This window comes from Stenotrophomonas sp. EMP41 (assembly GCF_047495535.1).
GTDB classification, from domain to species: domain Bacteria; phylum Pseudomonadota; class Gammaproteobacteria; order Xanthomonadales; family Xanthomonadaceae; genus Stenotrophomonas; species Stenotrophomonas sepilia.
Window position 1 is genome coordinate 478200 of the sequence record NZ_CP179923.1, and the last position, 17886, is coordinate 496085.

Below are 17886 nucleotides of genomic sequence, written 5' to 3' on the forward strand. Positions count from 1 at the left end.
GGCTCACCACCACACACCGCAACGCTTCGGCGGCAACGGGTTGGGGTGGTAAGGAGGGATACCCAAGCGGCCAACGGGGGCAGACTGTAAATCTGCTGGCTTACGCCTTCGGTGGTTCGAATCCACCTCCCTCCACCAGTTTCACGTTGTGACATTCCCGGCGCGGGAGTAGTTCAATGGTAGAACCTCAGCCTTCCAAGCTGATGGTGCGGGTTCGATTCCCGTCTCCCGCTCCATTGAATGAACTTTGAATATTATCGAGTTCATGTCATAATGCAAAACTCGGCTCACGTAGCTCAGTCGGTAGAGCACTTCCTTGGTAAGGAAGAGGTCGAAGGTTCGATTCCTTTCGTGAGCACCATCTTAAGCATCACCTCTCAGACGAATTCGAGATAAGCAGCCATGGCCAAGGGTAAGTTCGAGCGCACCAAGCCGCACGTCAACGTCGGCACCATCGGTCACGTCGACCACGGCAAGACCACGCTGACCGCCGCACTGACCAAGATCGGTGCCGAGCGCTTCGGTGGCGAGTTCAAGGACTACTCCTCGATCGACGCCGCGCCGGAAGAGAAGGCGCGTGGCATCACGATCTCGACCGCGCACGTCGAATACGAATCCCCGATCCGTCACTACGCCCACGTTGACTGCCCGGGCCACGCTGACTACGTCAAGAACATGATCACCGGTGCCGCCCAGATGGACGGCGCGATCCTGGTGTGCTCGGCCGCTGACGGCCCGATGCCGCAGACCCGTGAGCACATCCTGCTGTCGCGCCAGGTCGGCGTGCCGTACATCGTCGTGTTCCTGAACAAGGCCGACATGGTGGACGACGCCGAGCTGCTCGAGCTGGTCGAGATGGAAGTGCGCGAGCTGCTGAGCAAGTACGAGTTCCCGGGCGACGACACCCCGATCATCGCCGGTTCGGCCCGTCTGGCGCTGGAAGGCGACCAGAGCGACATCGGCGTGCCGGCCATCCTGAAGCTGGTCGACGCGCTGGATAGCTGGATTCCGGAGCCGGAGCGTGCGATCGACAAGCCGTTCCTGATGCCGGTGGAAGACGTGTTCTCGATCTCGGGCCGCGGCACCGTGGTGACCGGTCGTATCGAGCGCGGCGTGATCAAGGTTGGCGACGAAATCGAAATCGTCGGCATCCGTCCGGTGCAGAAGACCACCGTGACCGGCGTTGAAATGTTCCGCAAGCTGCTGGACCAGGGTCAGGCAGGCGACAACGCTGGCCTGCTGCTGCGCGGCACCAAGCGTGACGACGTCGAGCGTGGCCAGGTGCTGGCCAAGCCGGGCACGATCAAGCCGCACACCAAGTTCGAAGGCGAAGTGTACGTCCTGTCGAAGGACGAGGGCGGCCGCCACACCCCGTTCTTCAACGGCTACCGTCCGCAGTTCTACTTCCGCACCACCGACATCACCGGCGCCGCCAAGCTGCCGGAAGGCGTCGAAATGGTGATGCCGGGTGACAACGTCAAGATGGAAGTCACCCTGATCAATCCGGTGGCCATGGACGAAGGCCTGCGCTTCGCCATCCGCGAAGGCGGCCGTACCGTCGGCGCCGGCGTGGTCTCGAAGATCATCGAGTAAGCCTGCAGTACCGGTGGTTGCATAGCGCCGCCGGTTACGCGAATGGCGGGCCGGGAACCTCGGTCCGCCTTCGCCGTCTAAGGGAAGGCAAGTTTTCAACGTACGCCAGTAGCTCAATTGGCAGAGCAGCGGTCTCCAAAACCGCAGGTTGGGGGTTCGAGTCCCTCCTGGCGTGCCATCTGCCCACCTTATCCAGCGGCCTGGGCCGCTAAAGCAGACACAGCCGGATGAATAGCAAGATCGAACACTCCAAGGACAACTCCGCCAACGGTGGAGATATCGTCAAGTATGTCGCCGCATCGCTGCTGGTGCTGGCCGGTCTGTTCGTCTGGTTCTGGTTCTCCGCCGACTCCGGTCGCGCCGCCCAGCTGGGTGCGTGGGCGGGTCAGCTGCGTGCATTGGCGGTCGTGGTCGGTCTGGTTGGCGGTATCGGCGTGTTCATGCTGACCGGCAAGGGGCGCGACACCCGCGAATTCCTCTCCGAGTCGCGCTTCGAACTGCGCAAGGTGGTCTGGCCGACGCGCCAGGAAGCCGTCCGCATGACCTGGGTCGTGATCGTCGTGGTGCTCATCCTCAGTCTTCTGCTGGGTGGCTTCGACTTCCTGATCCAGAAACTGACTCAGTGGTTCCTGAGCCGCTAAGGAGAATTGCATGAAGCGTTGGTACGTCGTTCACGCCTATTCGGGCTTCGAGAAGTCGGTGGCGCAGGCTCTGCGCGATCGCATCGTCCGTGACGGCATGGAAGAGCGCTTCGGCGACGTCCTGGTCCCGACCGAGGAAGTGGTCGAGATGCGCGCCGGCCAGAAGCGCCGTTCCGAGCGCAAGTTCTTCCCGGGTTACGTGCTGGTCCAGATCGAGACCCACGAGGAAGCCGGTATTCCGCGCATCGACAACGAAAGCTGGCATCTGGTCAAGGAAACCCCGCGCGTCATGGGCTTCATCGGCGGCACCGCCGATCGTCCGCTGCCGATCGCCGATTCCGAGGCCGAGGCCATCCTGAACCGCGTTCAGGAAGGTGTCGAGAAGCCGCGTCCGAAGGTGCTGTTCGAGCCGGGCCAGATGGTCCGCGTCACCGACGGTCCGTTCAACGATTTCAATGGCGTCGTCGAAGAAGTCAACTACGAGAAGAGCCGCCTGCGCGTCTCGGTGCTGATCTTCGGTCGTGCCACTCCGGTCGAGCTCGAGTTCGGCCAGGTCGAAAAGGCCGTCTGACCTGTCCTGTAGAGTCGAGCCACGCTCGACTCCGGGGTCTGGATGGTGCGGTAGTCGAGCATGGCTCGACTCGACAAAGGGAACCGGGCCTGGCCCGGTTCCGTTCGTTTACGTGCCGCTTCAGGCATGTGAAGAAAAAACCTGTTATAGTGCGCGGCTTCCTGCTCGGAAAGCCAGCAGGACGAGGCCGCCGCAAGGTGGCCTTCAGCATGATTTCAAAACGCGATGCCGGGACGCGTGATTCCCGGTCCGATGGGGAGCCTGTTGTCGAAAGGCGCTAGCACCCGGAGAGCACTCACATGGCAAAGAAAGTTGTCGGTTACATCAAGCTGCAGGTGAAGGCCGGTCAGGCCAACCCCTCGCCGCCGGTCGGTCCTGCGCTGGGTCAGCGTGGCCTGAACATCATGGAATTCTGCAAGGCGTTCAACGCTGCCACGCAGAAGCTCGAGCCGGGTCTGCCGGTTCCGGTGATCATCACGGCCTACTCGGACCGTACGTTCACCTTCATCACCAAGAGCACTCCGGCTACCACCCTGCTGAAGAAGGCCGCTGGCATCTCGTCGGGCTCCAAGCGCCCGAACACCGAGAAGGTCGGCAAGGTCACCCGTAAGCAGCTGGAAGAGATCGCCAAGGCGAAGGAACCGGATCTGACTGCCGCCGACCTGGACGCCGCCGTGCGTACCATCGCTGGCTCTGCCCGTTCCATGGGCCTCGTGGTGGAGGGTTAATAAGATGGCACAGACCAAGCGTGAGAAGGCCATCAAGGCCGCCGTCGTTCCGGGCAAGGCATACGCCTTCGAGGACGCGATCAACATCCTGAAGACCGCCACCAAGGCCAAGTTCGTCGAGTCGATCGACGTTGCCGTGCGCCTGGGCGTCGATGCGAAGAAGTCCGACCAGCAGGTCCGTGGCTCCACCGTGCTGCCGGCCGGTACCGGCAAGTCGGTCCGCGTCGCCGTGTTCGCTCCGGCCGGTGCCAAGGCTGACGAAGCCCTGGCTGCTGGCGCCGACGCCGTCGGTATGGATGACCTGGCCGAGAAGATGCAGGCCGGCGATCTGAACTACGACGTCGTCATCGCGACCCCGGACGCCATGCGCGTCGTCGGTAAGCTGGGCACCGTGCTGGGCCCGCGCGGCCTGATGCCGAACCCGAAGGTCGGCACCGTTTCCCCGAACCCGGGTGAAGCCGTGAAGAACGCCAAGTCGGGTCAGGTTCGTTACCGCACCGACAAGGCCGGCATCATCCACTGCACCATCGGCAAGGCCGACTTCGCCGAAGACGCGCTGAAGTCGAACCTGACCGCGCTGCTGCTGGACCTGATCAAGGCCAAGCCGGCCACCTCGAAGGGCACCTACCTGCAGAAGGTTTCGGTCAGCTCGACGATGGGCCCGGGCGTCACCGTCGACCAGTCGTCGCTGACCCTGAAGTAATTGTTTCAAGCGGTCACGGTGCCCCGGGTGCCGTGACCGTGACATTTGAAGGCATCGCTGGCAGTGCATCGCCCGCGGTAGCCGTCAAAGACCGCAGGCGCGGTCGTGGCAATACCGGCGACGGGCATGGAAGCTCGATCTGGCAAGGAGTCGCCGCCGGAGCAGTCAGGAGCGCTTAATCGATTCCCCGGAATCACCCTGCGTAGATGGTGCCCTTCTGGAGTTTTTCTGGTTCACGCACGTCTGGGTTTCCCAGGTTGGCCCACTCCAGGTCTAGAACGGCCCACCCCCGGAACATCATCCCGATGTTCCCGGCGTCCAGGACGGATGCCGCACAGGACCGCACACGGCAGGAGCCGTAAGCGGAGTTCAATAGGAGGAGTGCAATGGCTCTCAATCTGTCCCAGAAGCAAGAAGTAGTCGCCGAGCTGGCAGACGTCGCCGCCAAGGCCCACTCCTTGATCGCAGCCGAATACGCTGGCACCACGGTCGCCCAGATGACCGCGATGCGCAAGCAGGCTCGTGAAACCGGTGTTTTCTTGAAGGTTGTCAAGAACACCCTGGCTTCGCGCGCCGTTGAAGGCACCGAGTTCGCAGTCGCCCAGGACCAGATGGTTGGTCCGCTGCTGTACGCGTTCTCGCTCGAGGAGCCCGGCGCTGCCGGTCGCCTGATCAAGGAAGCCGCCAAGGGCAACGACAAGCTGAAGGCTAAGGTCGTCGCCATCGGTGGTGAAGTGTTCCCGGCGAGCCACGTCGACGTGCTGGCATCGCTGCCGACCCGCGACCAGGCCCTGGCCATGCTGGCCCGCGTCCTGACCGAGCCGGTCACGATGTTTGCCCGCGCCATCAAGGCCGTTGGCGAGAAGCAGGGGGGTGGCGATGTCGCCGCTGACGCTGCCGAGCCGGCCGCCGAGACCGCCTGAGTTTCGACTTACCGTGGTTCCTGACGGAACCTCAACCCAGAAAATCATCCAAAGGTATTAATCATGTCCCTTACCAACGAACAGATCGTCGACGCCATCGCCGAGAAGTCCCTGATGGAAGTGATGGAGCTGGTCAAGGCCATCGAAGAGAAGTTCGGCGTCTCCGCCGCTGCTCCGGTTGCCGTGGCTGCTGCCGCTGGCCCGGCTGCTGCTGTTGAAGAGCAGACCGAATTCGTCGTCACCCTGAAGACTGCCGGCGAGAAGAAGGTCGAAGTCATCAAGGCCGTCCGCGCCATCACCGGCCTGGGCCTGAAGGAAGCGAAGGACCTGGCCGAAGCCGGCGGCGTCCTGAAGGACAACGCTTCGAAGGAAGAAGCCGAGAAGATGAAGAAGGACCTGGAAGCTGCTGGCGCGACTGTCGAAGTCAAGTAAGCAGTTACCTTGCATCGTCACCGATTCGCGGCGATGCAGCCAAGGCTGGGGGCGTAAGCCCCCGGCCTTTGGTCGTTGTAGTGGTGTTGTAGAGTCGACTGTTGGTCGACTGCTGTGAAGGAAGTCGACTAACAGTCGACTCTACCGTTTCAAAAGCAGGAAAAAGCCCAACACGGGCTGCAGTCAAACCCCGGCAGGCCAGCGCCGAGCGCGGCAGCGGGGGAGTGGTAGCAGACGAGTTGGCAGTTGGAAGTAGCGGGAGAAGGCGTGCTGGTGCCGGCAATACCAGCGACTTCCAACTGACAATTTCAAGTTCCCTTCGGATCGTGGGCGCACGATCCGCACAACAAGGTGGAAGACCTCATGACGTCCTATTCGTTCACCGAAAAAAAGCGTATCCGCAAGGATTTCGGCAAGCAGCGCTCGATTCTCGAAGTGCCGTTCCTGCTCGCCATCCAGGTGGATTCCTATCGTGAATTCCTGCAGGAAAACGTCGATCCGGCCAAGCGCACGGACCACGGCCTGCACGCTGCGCTGAAGTCGGTCTTCCCGATCGCCAGCTACAGCGGCAACGCTGCCCTGGAATACGTCGGCTACAAGCTGGGCGAACCGGTCTTCGACGAGCGTGAGTGCCGCCAGCGCGGCATGAGCTACGGCGCCCCGCTGCGCGTGACCGTGCGCCTGGTGATCTACGACCGTGAGTCGTCGACCAAGGCCATCAAGTACGTGAAGGAGCAGGAGGTCTATCTGGGCGAAATCCCGCTGATGACCGAGAACGGCACCTTCATCGTCAACGGCACCGAGCGCGTCATCGTCTCCCAGCTGCACCGCTCGCCGGGCGTGTTCTTCGACCACGACCGTGGCAAGACCCACAGCTCGGGCAAGCTGCTGTACAGCGCCCGCATCATTCCTTACCGCGGTTCCTGGCTGGACTTCGAGTTCGACCCGAAGGACGCGCTGTTCACCCGTATCGACCGCCGCCGCAAGCTGCCGGTGTCGATCCTGCTGCGCGCGCTCGGCTACAGCAACGAAGAGATGCTGGCCGAGTTCTTCGAGATCAACACCTTCCACATCAACCCGGATGAAGGCGTCCAGCTGGAGCTGGTGCCGGAGCGCCTGCGTGGCGAGACCCTGGGCTTCGACCTCGCCGACGGCGACAAGGTCATCGTGGAAGCCGGCAAGCGCATCACCGCGCGCCACATCAAGCAGCTGGAAGCCTCGGGCATCGCCGCCCTGGCCGTGCCGGACGACTACATCGTCGGCCGCATCCTGTCGCACGACGTGGTCGATGCCTCGACCGGCGAACTGCTGGCCCAGGCCAACGACGAGATCACGGACGAGCAGCTGCAGGCCTTCCGCAAGGCCGGTGTGGATGCCGTGGGCACCCTGTGGGTGAACGACCTGGATCGTGGCCCGTACCTGTCCAACACCCTGCGTATCGACCCGACCAAGACCCAGCTGGAGGCCCTGGTCGAGATCTACCGCATGATGCGTCCGGGCGAGCCGCCGACCAAGGATGCCGCGCAGAACCTGTTCCACAACCTGTTCTTCACCTTCGAGCGCTACGACCTGTCCGCGGTCGGCCGCATGAAGTTCAACCGCCGCGTGGGCCGCAAGGAAACCACCGGCGAAGCCGTGCTGTACGACAGCAAGTACTTCGGCGAGCGCAACGACGAAGAGTCCAAGCGCCTGGTCGCTGCCCACGGCGAAAGCTCCGACATCCTGGACGTGATCAAGGTCCTGACCGAGATCCGCAACGGTCGCGGCGTGGTCGACGACATCGATCACCTGGGCAACCGTCGCGTGCGTTCGGTCGGCGAAATGGCCGAGAACGTGTTCCGCGTCGGCCTGGTCCGCGTCGAGCGTGCGGTCAAGGAGCGCCTGTCGATGGCCGAGTCGGAAGGCCTGACCCCGCAGGAACTGATCAACGCCAAGCCGGTCGCCGCTGCCATCAAGGAGTTCTTCGGCTCCTCGCAGCTGTCGCAGTTCATGGACCAGAACAACCCGCTGTCGGAAGTGACCCACAAGCGTCGCGTCTCGGCCCTGGGCCCGGGCGGTCTGACCCGTGAGCGCGCCGGCTTCGAAGTGCGCGACGTGCACCCGACCCACTACGGCCGCGTCTGCACCATCGAAACCCCGGAAGGCCCGAACATCGGCCTGATCAACTCGCTGGCCGTGTACGCCCGCACCAACAAGTACGGTTTCCTCGAGACCCCGTACCGCAAGGTCGTGGACGGCAAGGTCTATGACGAAGTCGAGTTCCTGTCGGCCATTGAAGAGAACGAGTACGTCATTGCGCAGGCCAACGCGCTGACCGACGCCAAGGGCACCCTGACCGAGCAGTTCGTTCCGTGCCGCTTCCAGGGCGAATCGCTGCTGAAGCCGCCGGCGGAAGTCCACTTCATGGACGTTTCGCCGATGCAGACCGTCTCGATCGCGGCCGCGCTGGTTCCGTTCCTGGAGCACGATGACGCGAACCGCGCACTGATGGGCGCCAACATGCAGCGTCAGGCCGTGCCGACCCTGCGTTCGCAGAAGCCGCTGGTCGGCACCGGCATCGAGCGCGCCGTGGCGCGTGACTCGGGTGTGACCGTGAACGCCCGTCGTGGTGGTGAGATCGTGCAGATCGACGCCGCCCGCATCGTGGTCAAGGTCAACGAGGAAGAGATCGTTGGCGCCACCGACGCTGGCGTGGACATCTACAACCTGGTCAAGTACACCCGGTCGAACCAGAACACCTGCATCAACCAGCGTCCGCTGGTCCAGGTGGGTGACGTCATCGCCCGCGGCGACGTGTTGGCCGACGGTCCGTCCACCGACATCGGCGAGCTGGCCCTGGGCCAGAACATGCTGATCGCGTTCATGCCGTGGAACGGCTACAACTTCGAAGACTCCATCCTGCTCTCCGAGCGCGTGGTGGAAGAGGATCGCTACACCACGATCCACATCGAAGAGCTGACCTGCGTCGCGCGCGACACCAAGCTGGGGCCGGAGGAAATCTCCGCCGACATCCCGAACGTCTCCGAGCAGGCGCTGAACCGCCTGGACGAAAGCGGCGTGGTGTACATCGGTGCCGAAGTGCGCGCCGGCGACATCCTGGTCGGCAAGGTCACCCCGAAGGGCGAAAGCCAGCTGACCCCGGAAGAGAAGCTGCTGCGCGCGATCTTCGGCGAGAAGGCTTCGGACGTTAAGGACAGCTCGCTGCGCGTTCCGCCGGGCATGGACGGCACCGTCATCGACGTGCAGGTCTTCACCCGCGACGGCATCGAGAAGGACAAGCGCGCCCGCCAGATCGAAGAGTCCGAAATCAAGCGCGTCAAGAAGGACTTCGATGACCAGTTCCGCATCCTGGAAGCGGCCATCTACATGCGTCTGCGTTCGCAGATCGTGGGCAAGGTGGTCAATGGCGGTGCTGGCCTGAAGAAGGGTGACGTGATCACCGACGCCTTCCTCGACGGCCTGAAGAAGTCTGACTGGTTCGCCCTGCGCATGAAGGACGAGGACGCCTCGGAAGCCATCGAGCGCGCCCAGAAGCAGATCCAGGCGCACGAGAAGGAATTCGAGCGTCGCTTCGCCGACAAGCGCGGCAAGATCACCGCGGGCGACGACCTCGCCCCGGGCGTGCTGAAGATGGTCAAGGTGTTCCTGGCGGTGAAGCGCCGCATCCAGCCGGGCGACAAGATGGCAGGCCGCCACGGCAACAAGGGTGTGGTGTCCAACGTGGTGCCGGTCGAGGACATGCCGTACATGGCCTCGGGCGAGACCGTGGACATCGTGCTGAACCCGCTGGGCGTGCCGTCGCGTATGAACATCGGCCAGATCCTGGAAGTGCACCTGGGCTGGGCCGCCAAGGGTCTGGGTCGCAAGATCCAGGCGATGCTGGAAGCCCAGGCGGCGGTCGCCGACCTGCGCAAGTTCCTGGACGACATCTACAACCACGACGACACCAACGTGGCCAACCGTGTCGACCTGTCGCAGTTCAGCGACGAGGAGCTGCTGCGCCTGGCCCGCAACCTGACCGACGGCGTGCCGATGGCCACCCCGGTGTTCGACGGCGCCACCGAAGCGGAAATCAAGCGCATGCTGGAACTGGCCGACCTGCCGAGCAGTGGCCAGACCCAGCTGTACGACGGCCGCACCGGTGAAGCATTCGACCGCCATACCACCGTCGGTTACATGCACTACCTGAAGCTGAACCACCTGGTCGACGACAAGATGCACGCCCGTTCGACCGGCCCGTACTCGCTCGTCACCCAGCAGCCGCTGGGCGGCAAGGCGCAGTTCGGCGGCCAGCGCTTCGGTGAAATGGAAGTCTGGGCGCTGGAAGCCTACGGCGCGGCCTACACCCTGCAGGAAATGCTGACGGTGAAGTCCGATGACGTGCAGGGCCGCAACCAGATGTACAAGAACATCGTCGACGGCGAGCACGAGATGGTCGCGGGCATGCCGGAATCCTTCAACGTGCTCGTGAAGGAAATCCGCTCGCTGGCCATCAACATGGAACTGGAAGACAACTGATCCATGCCGGCGCGGCGGTCCGCCGCCGCGCCGCTGGCAGTGAACTGAAAGCCCATCGACACAGCATTCCTCCTTCTGGAGAACACCATGAAAGACCTGCTCAACCTCTTCAACCAGCAGCGCCAGACGCTGGACTTCGACGCGATCAAGATCGCGCTGGCCTCGCCGGACCTGATCCGTTCGTGGTCCTTCGGCGAAGTGAAGAAGCCGGAAACCATCAACTACCGTACCTTCAAGCCGGAACGCGACGGCCTGTTCTGCGCCGCCATCTTCGGCCCGGTGAAGGACTACGAGTGCCTGTGCGGCAAGTACAAGCGCATGAAGCACCGCGGCGTGGTCTGCGAAAAGTGCGGCACCGAAGTGACCCTGGCCAAGGTGCGCCGCGAGCGCATGGGCCACATCGACCTGGCCTCGCCGGTCGCGCACATCTGGTTCCTCAAGTCGCTGCCGTCGCGCATCGGCCTGATGCTGGACATGACCCTGCGCGACATCGAGCGCGTGCTGTACTTCGAAGCGTACGTGGTGACCGAGCCGGGCCTGACCGCCCTGGAGCGCCGCCAGCTGCTGACCGAGGAACAGTACCTGCAGGCCCGCCAGGAACACGGTGACGACTTCGACGCCGCCATGGGCGCCGAGGCCGTGTACGAACTGCTGCGCACGATCGACCTGCAGTCCGAGATGACCCGCCTGCGCGAGGAAATCGCCGCTACCGGTTCGGAAACCAAGCTCAAGCGCCTCACCAAGCGCATCAAGCTGATCGAAGCCTTCCTGGAATCGGGCAACCGTCCGGAATGGATGGTCATGACCGTGCTGCCGGTGCTGCCGCCGGACCTGCGTCCGCTGGTCCCGCTGGATGGCGGCCGCTTCGCGACCTCCGACCTGAATGACCTGTACCGCCGCGTCATCAACCGCAACAACCGCCTGCGCCGCCTGCTCGAACTGAGCGCGCCGGACATCATCGTGCGCAATGAAAAGCGCATGCTGCAGGAATCGGTCGATGCACTGCTGGACAACGGCCGCCGCGGTCGTGCCATCACCGGCACCAACAAGCGCCCGCTGAAGTCGCTGGCCGACATGATCAAGGGCAAGCAGGGTCGCTTCCGCCAGAACCTGCTCGGCAAGCGCGTCGACTACTCGGGCCGTTCGGTCATCGTGGTCGGCCCGTACCTGCGCCTGCACCAGTGCGGCCTGCCGAAGAAGATGGCGCTGGAGCTGTTCAAGCCGTTCGTCTTCGCCAAGCTGCAGCGTCGTGGCCTGGCCACCACCATCAAGGCCGCCAAGAAGCTGGTCGAGCGCGAAGAAGCCGAAGTCTGGGACATCCTGGAAGAGGTCATCCGCGAGCATCCGGTGATGCTGAACCGTGCGCCGACCCTGCACCGCCTGGGCATCCAGGCGTTCGAGCCGGTGCTGATCGAGGGCAAGGCGATCCAGCTGCACCCGCTGGTCTGCACCGCGTTCAACGCCGACTTCGACGGTGACCAGATGGCCGTCCACGTGCCGCTCTCGCTGGAAGCCCAGCTGGAAGCGCGTGCGCTGATGATGTCGACCAACAACATCCTGTCGCCGGCCAACGGCGAGCCGATCATCGTGCCGTCGCAGGACGTCGTGCTGGGTCTGTACTACATGACCCGCTCGCTGGAAAACAAGAAGGGCGAGGGCATGGCCTTCGCCAACATCGCCGAAGTCAAGCGCGCCTACGACAACCGCGTGGTGGAACTGCACGCCAAGGTCAAGGTCCGCATCACCGAGGTGGTGACCGATGAAGACGGCAACAAGCAGAACAGGACCTCGATCGTGGACACCACGATCGGTCGCGCCCTGCTGGCTGAAATCCTGCCGGAAGGCCTGCCGTTCGCGCTGGCCAATGTCGAGCTGACCAAGAAGAACATCAGCCGCCTGATCAACTCCAGCTACCGCCAGCTCGGCCTGAAGGACACGGTCGTGTTCGCCGACAAGCTGATGTACACCGGCTTCGCCTATGCGACCCGCGCCGGCGTCTCGATCGGCATCGACGACATGCTGATCCCGGACGAGAAGAAGGGCATCCTCACCGAGGCCGAAGCCGAAGTGCTGGAAATCCAGGAGCAGTACCAGTCGGGCCTGGTCACCGCCGGCGAGCGTTACAACAAGGTGGTCGACATCTGGTCGCGCACCAACGAGCGCATCGCCAAGGCGATGATGGACACCATCGGTACCGAGAAGGTGGTCAATGCCAAGGGCGAGACCATCGACCAGAAGTCGATGAACTCGCTGTACATCATGGCCGACTCCGGTGCGCGTGGTTCGCAGGCGCAGATCCGTCAGCTGGCCGGCATGCGTGGCCTGATGGCCCGCCCGGACGGCTCGATCATCGAGACGCCCATCAAGGCGAACTTCCGCGAAGGCCTGAACGTGCAGGAGTACTTCAACTCCACCCACGGTGCCCGTAAGGGTCTGGCCGATACCGCGCTGAAGACCGCGAACTCGGGTTACCTGACCCGTCGCCTGGTCGACGTCGCGCAGGACGTGGTGATCACCGAAGTGGATTGCGGTACCACCGAAGGCCTGATCATGACCCCGATCGTGGAAGGCGGCGACGTGGTCGAGCCGCTGAAGGACCGCGTGCTGGGCCGCGTGGTTGCCGAGGACGTGTTCCTGCCGGGCAACGACGAAGATCCGATCGTCACCCGCAACACCCTGCTGGACGAAGCCTGGGTTGCCAAGCTGGAAGATGCCGGCGTGCAGACCATCAAGGTCCGCTCGACCATCTCCTGTGAATCGGCCTTCGGTGTCTGCTCGCGCTGCTACGGCCGCGACCTGGCCCGTGGCCACCTGGTCAACATCGGTGAAGCGGTCGGCGTCATCGCCGCCCAGTCCATCGGTGAGCCGGGTACCCAGCTGACCATGCGTACGTTCCACATCGGTGGTGCGGCGTCGCGAGCTGCTGCGGTCGACAACATCACCGTCAAGACCACCGGCTCGGTCAAGTTCAGCAACCTCAAGTCCGTCGAGCACGCCAACGGCTCGCTGGTGGCGGTGTCGCGCTCGGGCGAAATCTCGGTGCTCGATGCGCACGGCCGTGAGCGTGAGCGTTACAAGCTGCCGTACGGTGCGACCATCACGTCCAAGGACGGCGATGCGATCAAGGCGGGCCAGACCGTGGCCAACTGGGATCCGCATAACCACCCGATCGTGTCGGAAGTGGCCGGCTTCATCCGCTTCATCGACTTCGTCGACGGCATCACCGTCATCGAGAAGACCGACGAGCTGACCGGCCTGGCCTCGCGCGAGATCACCGATCCGAAGCGTCGTGGTACCCAGGCCAAGGACCTGCGCCCGATCGTGCGCATCGTCGACGCCAAGGGCAACGACCTGTCGATCCCGGGCACCGACCTGCCGGCGCAGTACCTGCTGCCGCCGCGTTCGATCGTCAACCTGCAGGACGGCGCCCCGGTGGGCGTGGGCGACGTCGTCGCCAAGATCCCGCAGGAAGCGTCGAAGACCCGCGACATCACCGGTGGTCTGCCGCGCGTGGCCGACCTGTTCGAAGCGCGCAAGCCGAAGGATCCGGCGGTGCTGGCCGAGCGTTCGGGCATCATCAGCTTCGGCAAGGACACCAAGGGCAAGCAGCGCCTGATCATCAAGGACACCGACGGTTCGGAGCACGAAGAGCTGATCCCGAAGTACCGCCAGGTCATCGTGTTCGAAGGCGAGCATGTCACCAAGGGTGAAACCATCGTGGACGGCGAGCCGAGCCCGCAGGACATCCTGCGCCTGCTGGGTGTCGAACCGCTGGCTGCCTACCTGGTCAAGGAAATCCAGGACGTGTACCGCCTGCAGGGCGTGAAGATCAACGACAAGCACATCGAGGTGATCACCCGCCAGATGCTGCGCAAGGTCGAGATCACCGACCAGGGCAGCAGCAAGTTCCTGAACGGCGAACAGGTGGAGCGCCAGCGCGTTATCGAGGAGAATGCGCGCCTGTCGACCCGCAACGAACTGCCGGCGCGCTTCGATCCGGTCCTGCTGGGTATCACCAAGGCCTCGCTGGCGACCGAATCGTTCATCTCGGCGGCCTCCTTCCAGGAGACCACCCGAGTGCTGACCGAGGCTGCCGTCCGCGGTACCAAGGACAACCTGCGTGGCCTGAAGGAAAACGTCATCGTCGGCCGCCTGATCCCGGCCGGTACCGGCCTGTCCTACCACAGCAACCGCCGTCGCGGCGCTTCCGGTCTCACCGACTCGGAAATGCAGACCCTGGCCGGCACCCCGGCTGCGGTTGAGTCCCCGGTGGTTGAAGCCGAAGCTGAACAGGCCTCGGGCGAGGAATGAGGTATCCGGTCCGGCCGCAAGGCCGGACCACCCATCGGTCCATCGATGGGATTGGGAAAGGGCAGGGGAGATCGTCCGCGATCGACCCAGCCAACCTGAACGGGGTACATGGAGGCCCCCCAGTAACGTCCCGGGATCAGGGACGGGCTTGACAGGAGGCGTTTGACTGCTTTCCTTGCAGGTTGCTACAATCGTCTGTCTCAGCAGGCCAAAATTTCGGCCTGCTTTAACATTTCCGCATCTCTGGCCGGATTTTCCGGCCACCAATCAGAAGAACCTACTGATGGCGACGATCAACCAGCTGGTCCGCAAGCCGCGGCAAGCGACCACCTATAAGAGTGCCTCGCCGGCCCTCGACAAGTGCCCGCAGCGCCGTGGCGTCTGCACCCGTGTCTACACCACCACTCCGAAGAAGCCGAACTCGGCTCTGCGCAAGGTTGCCAAGGTCCGCCTGACCAACCAGGAAGAAGTGATTTCCTACATCGGTGGTGAAGGCCACAACCTGCAGGAGCACTCCGTGGTCCTGATCCGCGGCGGTCGCGTCAAGGACCTGCCGGGTGTGCGTTACCACACCGTTCGTGGCTCGCTCGACGCCGCCGGCGTTGCCAAGCGTCGCCAGGCCCGTTCCAAGTACGGCGCCAAGCGTCCGAAGGCATAAGGAGAGAGCACAATGTCGCGTAAGGGTAATACTCCGCAGCGTTCCGTCCTGCCCGATCCGAAGCACGGAAGCGAAACCATCGCCCGTTTCATCAACATGGTCATGCAGAGCGGCAAGAAGTCCGTCGCCGAAAAGATCGTGTACGGCGCCATGGACGTGATCACCGAGAAGAACAGCAGCGCCAACGCCATTGAACTGGTGCAGAAGGCCCTGGACAACGTCGCTCCGGCGGTCGAAGTCAAGTCGCGCCGCGTCGGTGGTGCCACCTACCAGGTGCCGGTCGAAGTGCGTTCGTCGCGCAAGATGGCCCTGGCCATGCGCTGGCTGATCGACTCCGCGCGCAAGCGTGGTGAGAACACCATGCCGAAGAAGCTGGCTGCTGAACTGATCGACGCCTCGGAAAACCGCGGCGGCGCCATCAAGAAGCGCGAAGAAACCCACCGCATGGCCGAAGCCAACAAGGCATTCGCCCACTACCGCTGGTGAGTTTGACGGCCTTGTAAAACAGGCAGGGCAGCACCACTTCGGTGCGTGCTGCCTCGCGGTCCCAGAAGGACTGCGCCAATCCGAAGGCCGCCGAAAGGCGGCGTTCGGCCATCCGAAATCCAAGAAATCTGAGAGGCTCCCGTGGCCCGTTCCACTCCCATCGAGCGTTACCGCAACTTCGGCATCATGGCTCACATCGATGCCGGCAAGACCACCACGTCCGAGCGCATCCTGTTCTACACCGGCAAGAGCCACAAGATCGGTGAAGTGCACGACGGCGCCGCCACCATGGACTGGATGGAGCAGGAGCAGGAGCGTGGCATCACGATCCAGTCCGCTGCCACCACCGCGTTCTGGAAGGGCATGGACAAGTCCCTGCCGGAGCACCGCTTCAACATCATCGACACCCCCGGGCACGTCGACTTCACCATCGAAGTGGAGCGTTCGCTTCGCGTGCTCGACGGTGCCGTCTTCGTCCTGTGTGCCGTCGGTGGCGTGCAGCCGCAGTCGGAAACCGTGTGGCGCCAGGCCAACAAGTACCACGTGCCGCGCATCGCGTTCGTCAACAAGATGGACCGCACCGGTGCCAACTTCCAGAAGGTCGTCGGCCAGCTGAAGGCCAAGCTGGGTGCGGTTGCCGTGCCGATGCAGCTGCCGATCGGCGCTGAAGACAACTTCAAGGGCGTTGTCGACCTGCTGAAGATGAAGGCCATCCACTGGGATGAGGCTTCGCAGGGCATGAAGTTCGAATACAGCGACATCCCGGCCGAACTGCAGGGCCCGGCTGAAGAGGCTCGCCAGTTCATGGTCGAGACCGCTGCCGAAGCCAGCGAAGAGCTGATGGAAAAGTACCTGGGCGGCGAAGAGCTGGCCGAGGCTGAAATCATCAACGCCCTGCGTACCCGCACCCTGGCTACCGAGATCGTGCCGATGTACTGCGGCTCGGCCTTCAAGAACAAGGGCGTGCAGGCCATGCTGGACGGCGTGATCCAGCTGCTGCCGTCGCCGGTCGACGTGCCGGACGTGAAGGGCGTGGACGTTGACGACGACACCGTCGAAATGACCCGCAAGTCGGACGACAAGGCTCCGTTCTCGTCGCTGGCCTTCAAGATCATCACCGACCCGTTCGTCGGCGCGCTGACCTTCTTCCGTGTCTACTCGGGCACCCTGAACGGTGGCGACACCGTGCTGAACTCGGTGAAGGGCAAGAAGGAGCGCATCGGCCGCATCCTGCAGATGCACTCGAACAACCGCGAGGAAATCAAGGAAGTTCTGGCCGGTGACATCGCTGCTGCCGTGGGCCTGAAGGACACCACCACCGGTGACACCCTGTGCGCCGTGGACGCCCCGATCATCCTGGAGCGCATGACGTTCCCGGAGCCGGTGATCTCGATGGCCGTCGAGCCGAAGACCAAGTCGGACCAGGAAAAGATGGGCCTGGCCCTGGGCCGCCTGGCACAGGAAGATCCGTCGTTCCGCGTCAAGACCGACGAAGAATCCGGCCAGACCATCATCTCGGGCATGGGCGAGCTGCACCTGGACATCATCGTTGACCGCCTGAAGCGCGAGTTCAACGTTGAAGCCAACGTCGGCGCGCCGCAGGTGGCCTACCGCGAAACCATCACCCTGGCCGACGTCAAGTCGGACTACAAGCACGCCAAGCAGTCCGGTGGTAAGGGTCAGTACGGTCACGTCGTGATCGAACTGTCGCCGATCACCGCTGCCGACCGTGCCGATCCGAAGATCGCTCCGATGATCAAGGACGACTTCCTGTTCATCAACGACATCACCGGCGGCGTGATCCCGAAGGAGTTCATCCCGTCGGTCGAGAAGGGCCTGCGCGAAACCATCACCAGCGGCCCGCTGGCTGGCTTCCCGGTCGTGGACGTCAAGGTGAAGCTGGTGTTCGGTTCGTACCACGACGTCGACTCCTCGGAAATGGCGTTCAAGCTGGCTTCGTCGATGGCCTTCAAGCAGGGCTTCGCCAAGGCCAAGCCGGTGCTGCTGGAGCCGATCATGAAGGTCGAGATCGTGACCCCGGAGGATTACCAGGGTGACGTGATGGGCGACGTCAGCCGTCGTCGCGGCGTGCTGCAGGGTTCCGACACCACCGGTGACGGTTCGGCCAGCATCATCAACGCGATGATCCCGCTGGGTGAAATGTTCGGCTACGCCACTGCGCTGCGTTCGCAGACCCAGGGCCGCGCCACCTTCACCATGGAATTCGATCACTACGAGCCGGCTCCGACCAACATCGCCGAAGCCGTCATGAAGAAGGGCTGAGCCTCGCTCAGCCTCTCTTGAAACCACTTACGAACAATC

General features: G+C 63.4%; 12 protein-coding genes and 4 tRNA genes. All 16 read left to right on the forward strand.

Features of this window, described 5'->3' with window-relative positions; genetic code table 11:
• Positions 1-52: 52 nt before the first annotated feature.
• A tRNA-Tyr gene (locus tag ACMGRF_RS02100) sits at positions 53-138 on the forward strand.
• Between the two features lie 24 nt (positions 139-162).
• Positions 163-236, forward strand: a tRNA-Gly gene (locus ACMGRF_RS02105).
• 49 nt (positions 237-285) lie between these two features.
• Positions 286-361 (forward strand) — tRNA-Thr (locus tag ACMGRF_RS02110).
• A gap of 41 nt (positions 362-402) precedes the next feature.
• A complete protein-coding gene (tuf, locus tag ACMGRF_RS02115; protein ID WP_049416993.1) occupies positions 403-1593 on the forward strand; it encodes an elongation factor Tu in 1191 nt (396 codons plus the stop codon).
• A gap of 102 nt (positions 1594-1695) precedes the next feature.
• Positions 1696-1771 (forward strand) — tRNA-Trp (locus ACMGRF_RS02120).
• Positions 1772-1820: 49 nt separating this feature from the next.
• Positions 1821-2234 (forward strand): preprotein translocase subunit SecE, encoded by a 414-nt coding sequence (gene secE, locus ACMGRF_RS02125; protein ID WP_004145202.1) that lies wholly within the window; start codon positions 1821-1823, stop codon positions 2232-2234.
• Positions 2235-2244: 10 nt separating this feature from the next.
• Positions 2245-2805: a transcription termination/antitermination protein NusG gene (nusG, locus tag ACMGRF_RS02130; RefSeq protein ID WP_004154362.1), complete on the forward strand. Its 561-nt coding sequence runs from the start codon at positions 2245-2247 to the stop codon at positions 2803-2805.
• Between the two features lie 299 nt (positions 2806-3104).
• Positions 3105-3533, forward strand: coding sequence for a 50S ribosomal protein L11 (rplK, locus tag ACMGRF_RS02135; protein WP_004145248.1), 429 nt, complete (start codon positions 3105-3107; stop codon positions 3531-3533).
• Between the two features lie 4 nt (positions 3534-3537).
• Positions 3538-4236 (forward strand): 50S ribosomal protein L1, encoded by a 699-nt coding sequence (gene rplA, locus ACMGRF_RS02140; RefSeq protein WP_005415407.1) that lies wholly within the window; start codon positions 3538-3540, stop codon positions 4234-4236.
• Positions 4237-4622: 386 nt separating this feature from the next.
• Positions 4623-5159 (forward strand): 50S ribosomal protein L10, encoded by a 537-nt coding sequence (gene rplJ, locus ACMGRF_RS02145; protein WP_005408203.1) that lies wholly within the window; start codon positions 4623-4625, stop codon positions 5157-5159.
• 63 nt (positions 5160-5222) lie between these two features.
• Positions 5223-5591, forward strand: coding sequence for a 50S ribosomal protein L7/L12 (gene rplL, locus ACMGRF_RS02150; RefSeq protein WP_005415408.1), 369 nt, complete (start codon positions 5223-5225; stop codon positions 5589-5591).
• Between the two features lie 363 nt (positions 5592-5954).
• Positions 5955-10109 carry a DNA-directed RNA polymerase subunit beta gene (gene rpoB / locus ACMGRF_RS02155; RefSeq protein ID WP_005415409.1) on the forward strand — a complete coding sequence of 1385 codons (4155 nt, stop codon included), beginning with the start codon at positions 5955-5957 and terminating at the stop codon, positions 10107-10109.
• Positions 10110-10196: 87 nt separating this feature from the next.
• Positions 10197-14420 carry a DNA-directed RNA polymerase subunit beta' gene (rpoC, locus tag ACMGRF_RS02160; RefSeq protein WP_049435708.1) on the forward strand — a complete coding sequence of 1408 codons (4224 nt, stop codon included), beginning with the start codon at positions 10197-10199 and terminating at the stop codon, positions 14418-14420.
• A 283-nt stretch (positions 14421-14703) separates the two neighbouring features.
• Positions 14704-15078 carry a 30S ribosomal protein S12 gene (gene rpsL / locus ACMGRF_RS02165; protein ID WP_004145320.1) on the forward strand — a complete coding sequence of 125 codons (375 nt, stop codon included), beginning with the start codon at positions 14704-14706 and terminating at the stop codon, positions 15076-15078.
• 12 nt (positions 15079-15090) lie between these two features.
• On the forward strand, positions 15091-15564 hold the full coding sequence (rpsG, locus tag ACMGRF_RS02170) for a 30S ribosomal protein S7 (RefSeq protein ID WP_004145321.1): 474 nt from the start codon (positions 15091-15093) through the stop codon (positions 15562-15564).
• 141 nt (positions 15565-15705) lie between these two features.
• Positions 15706-17847 (forward strand): elongation factor G, encoded by a 2142-nt coding sequence (gene fusA, locus ACMGRF_RS02175; protein WP_049414677.1) that lies wholly within the window; start codon positions 15706-15708, stop codon positions 17845-17847.
• The last annotated feature ends 39 nt before the right edge of the window (positions 17848-17886 follow it).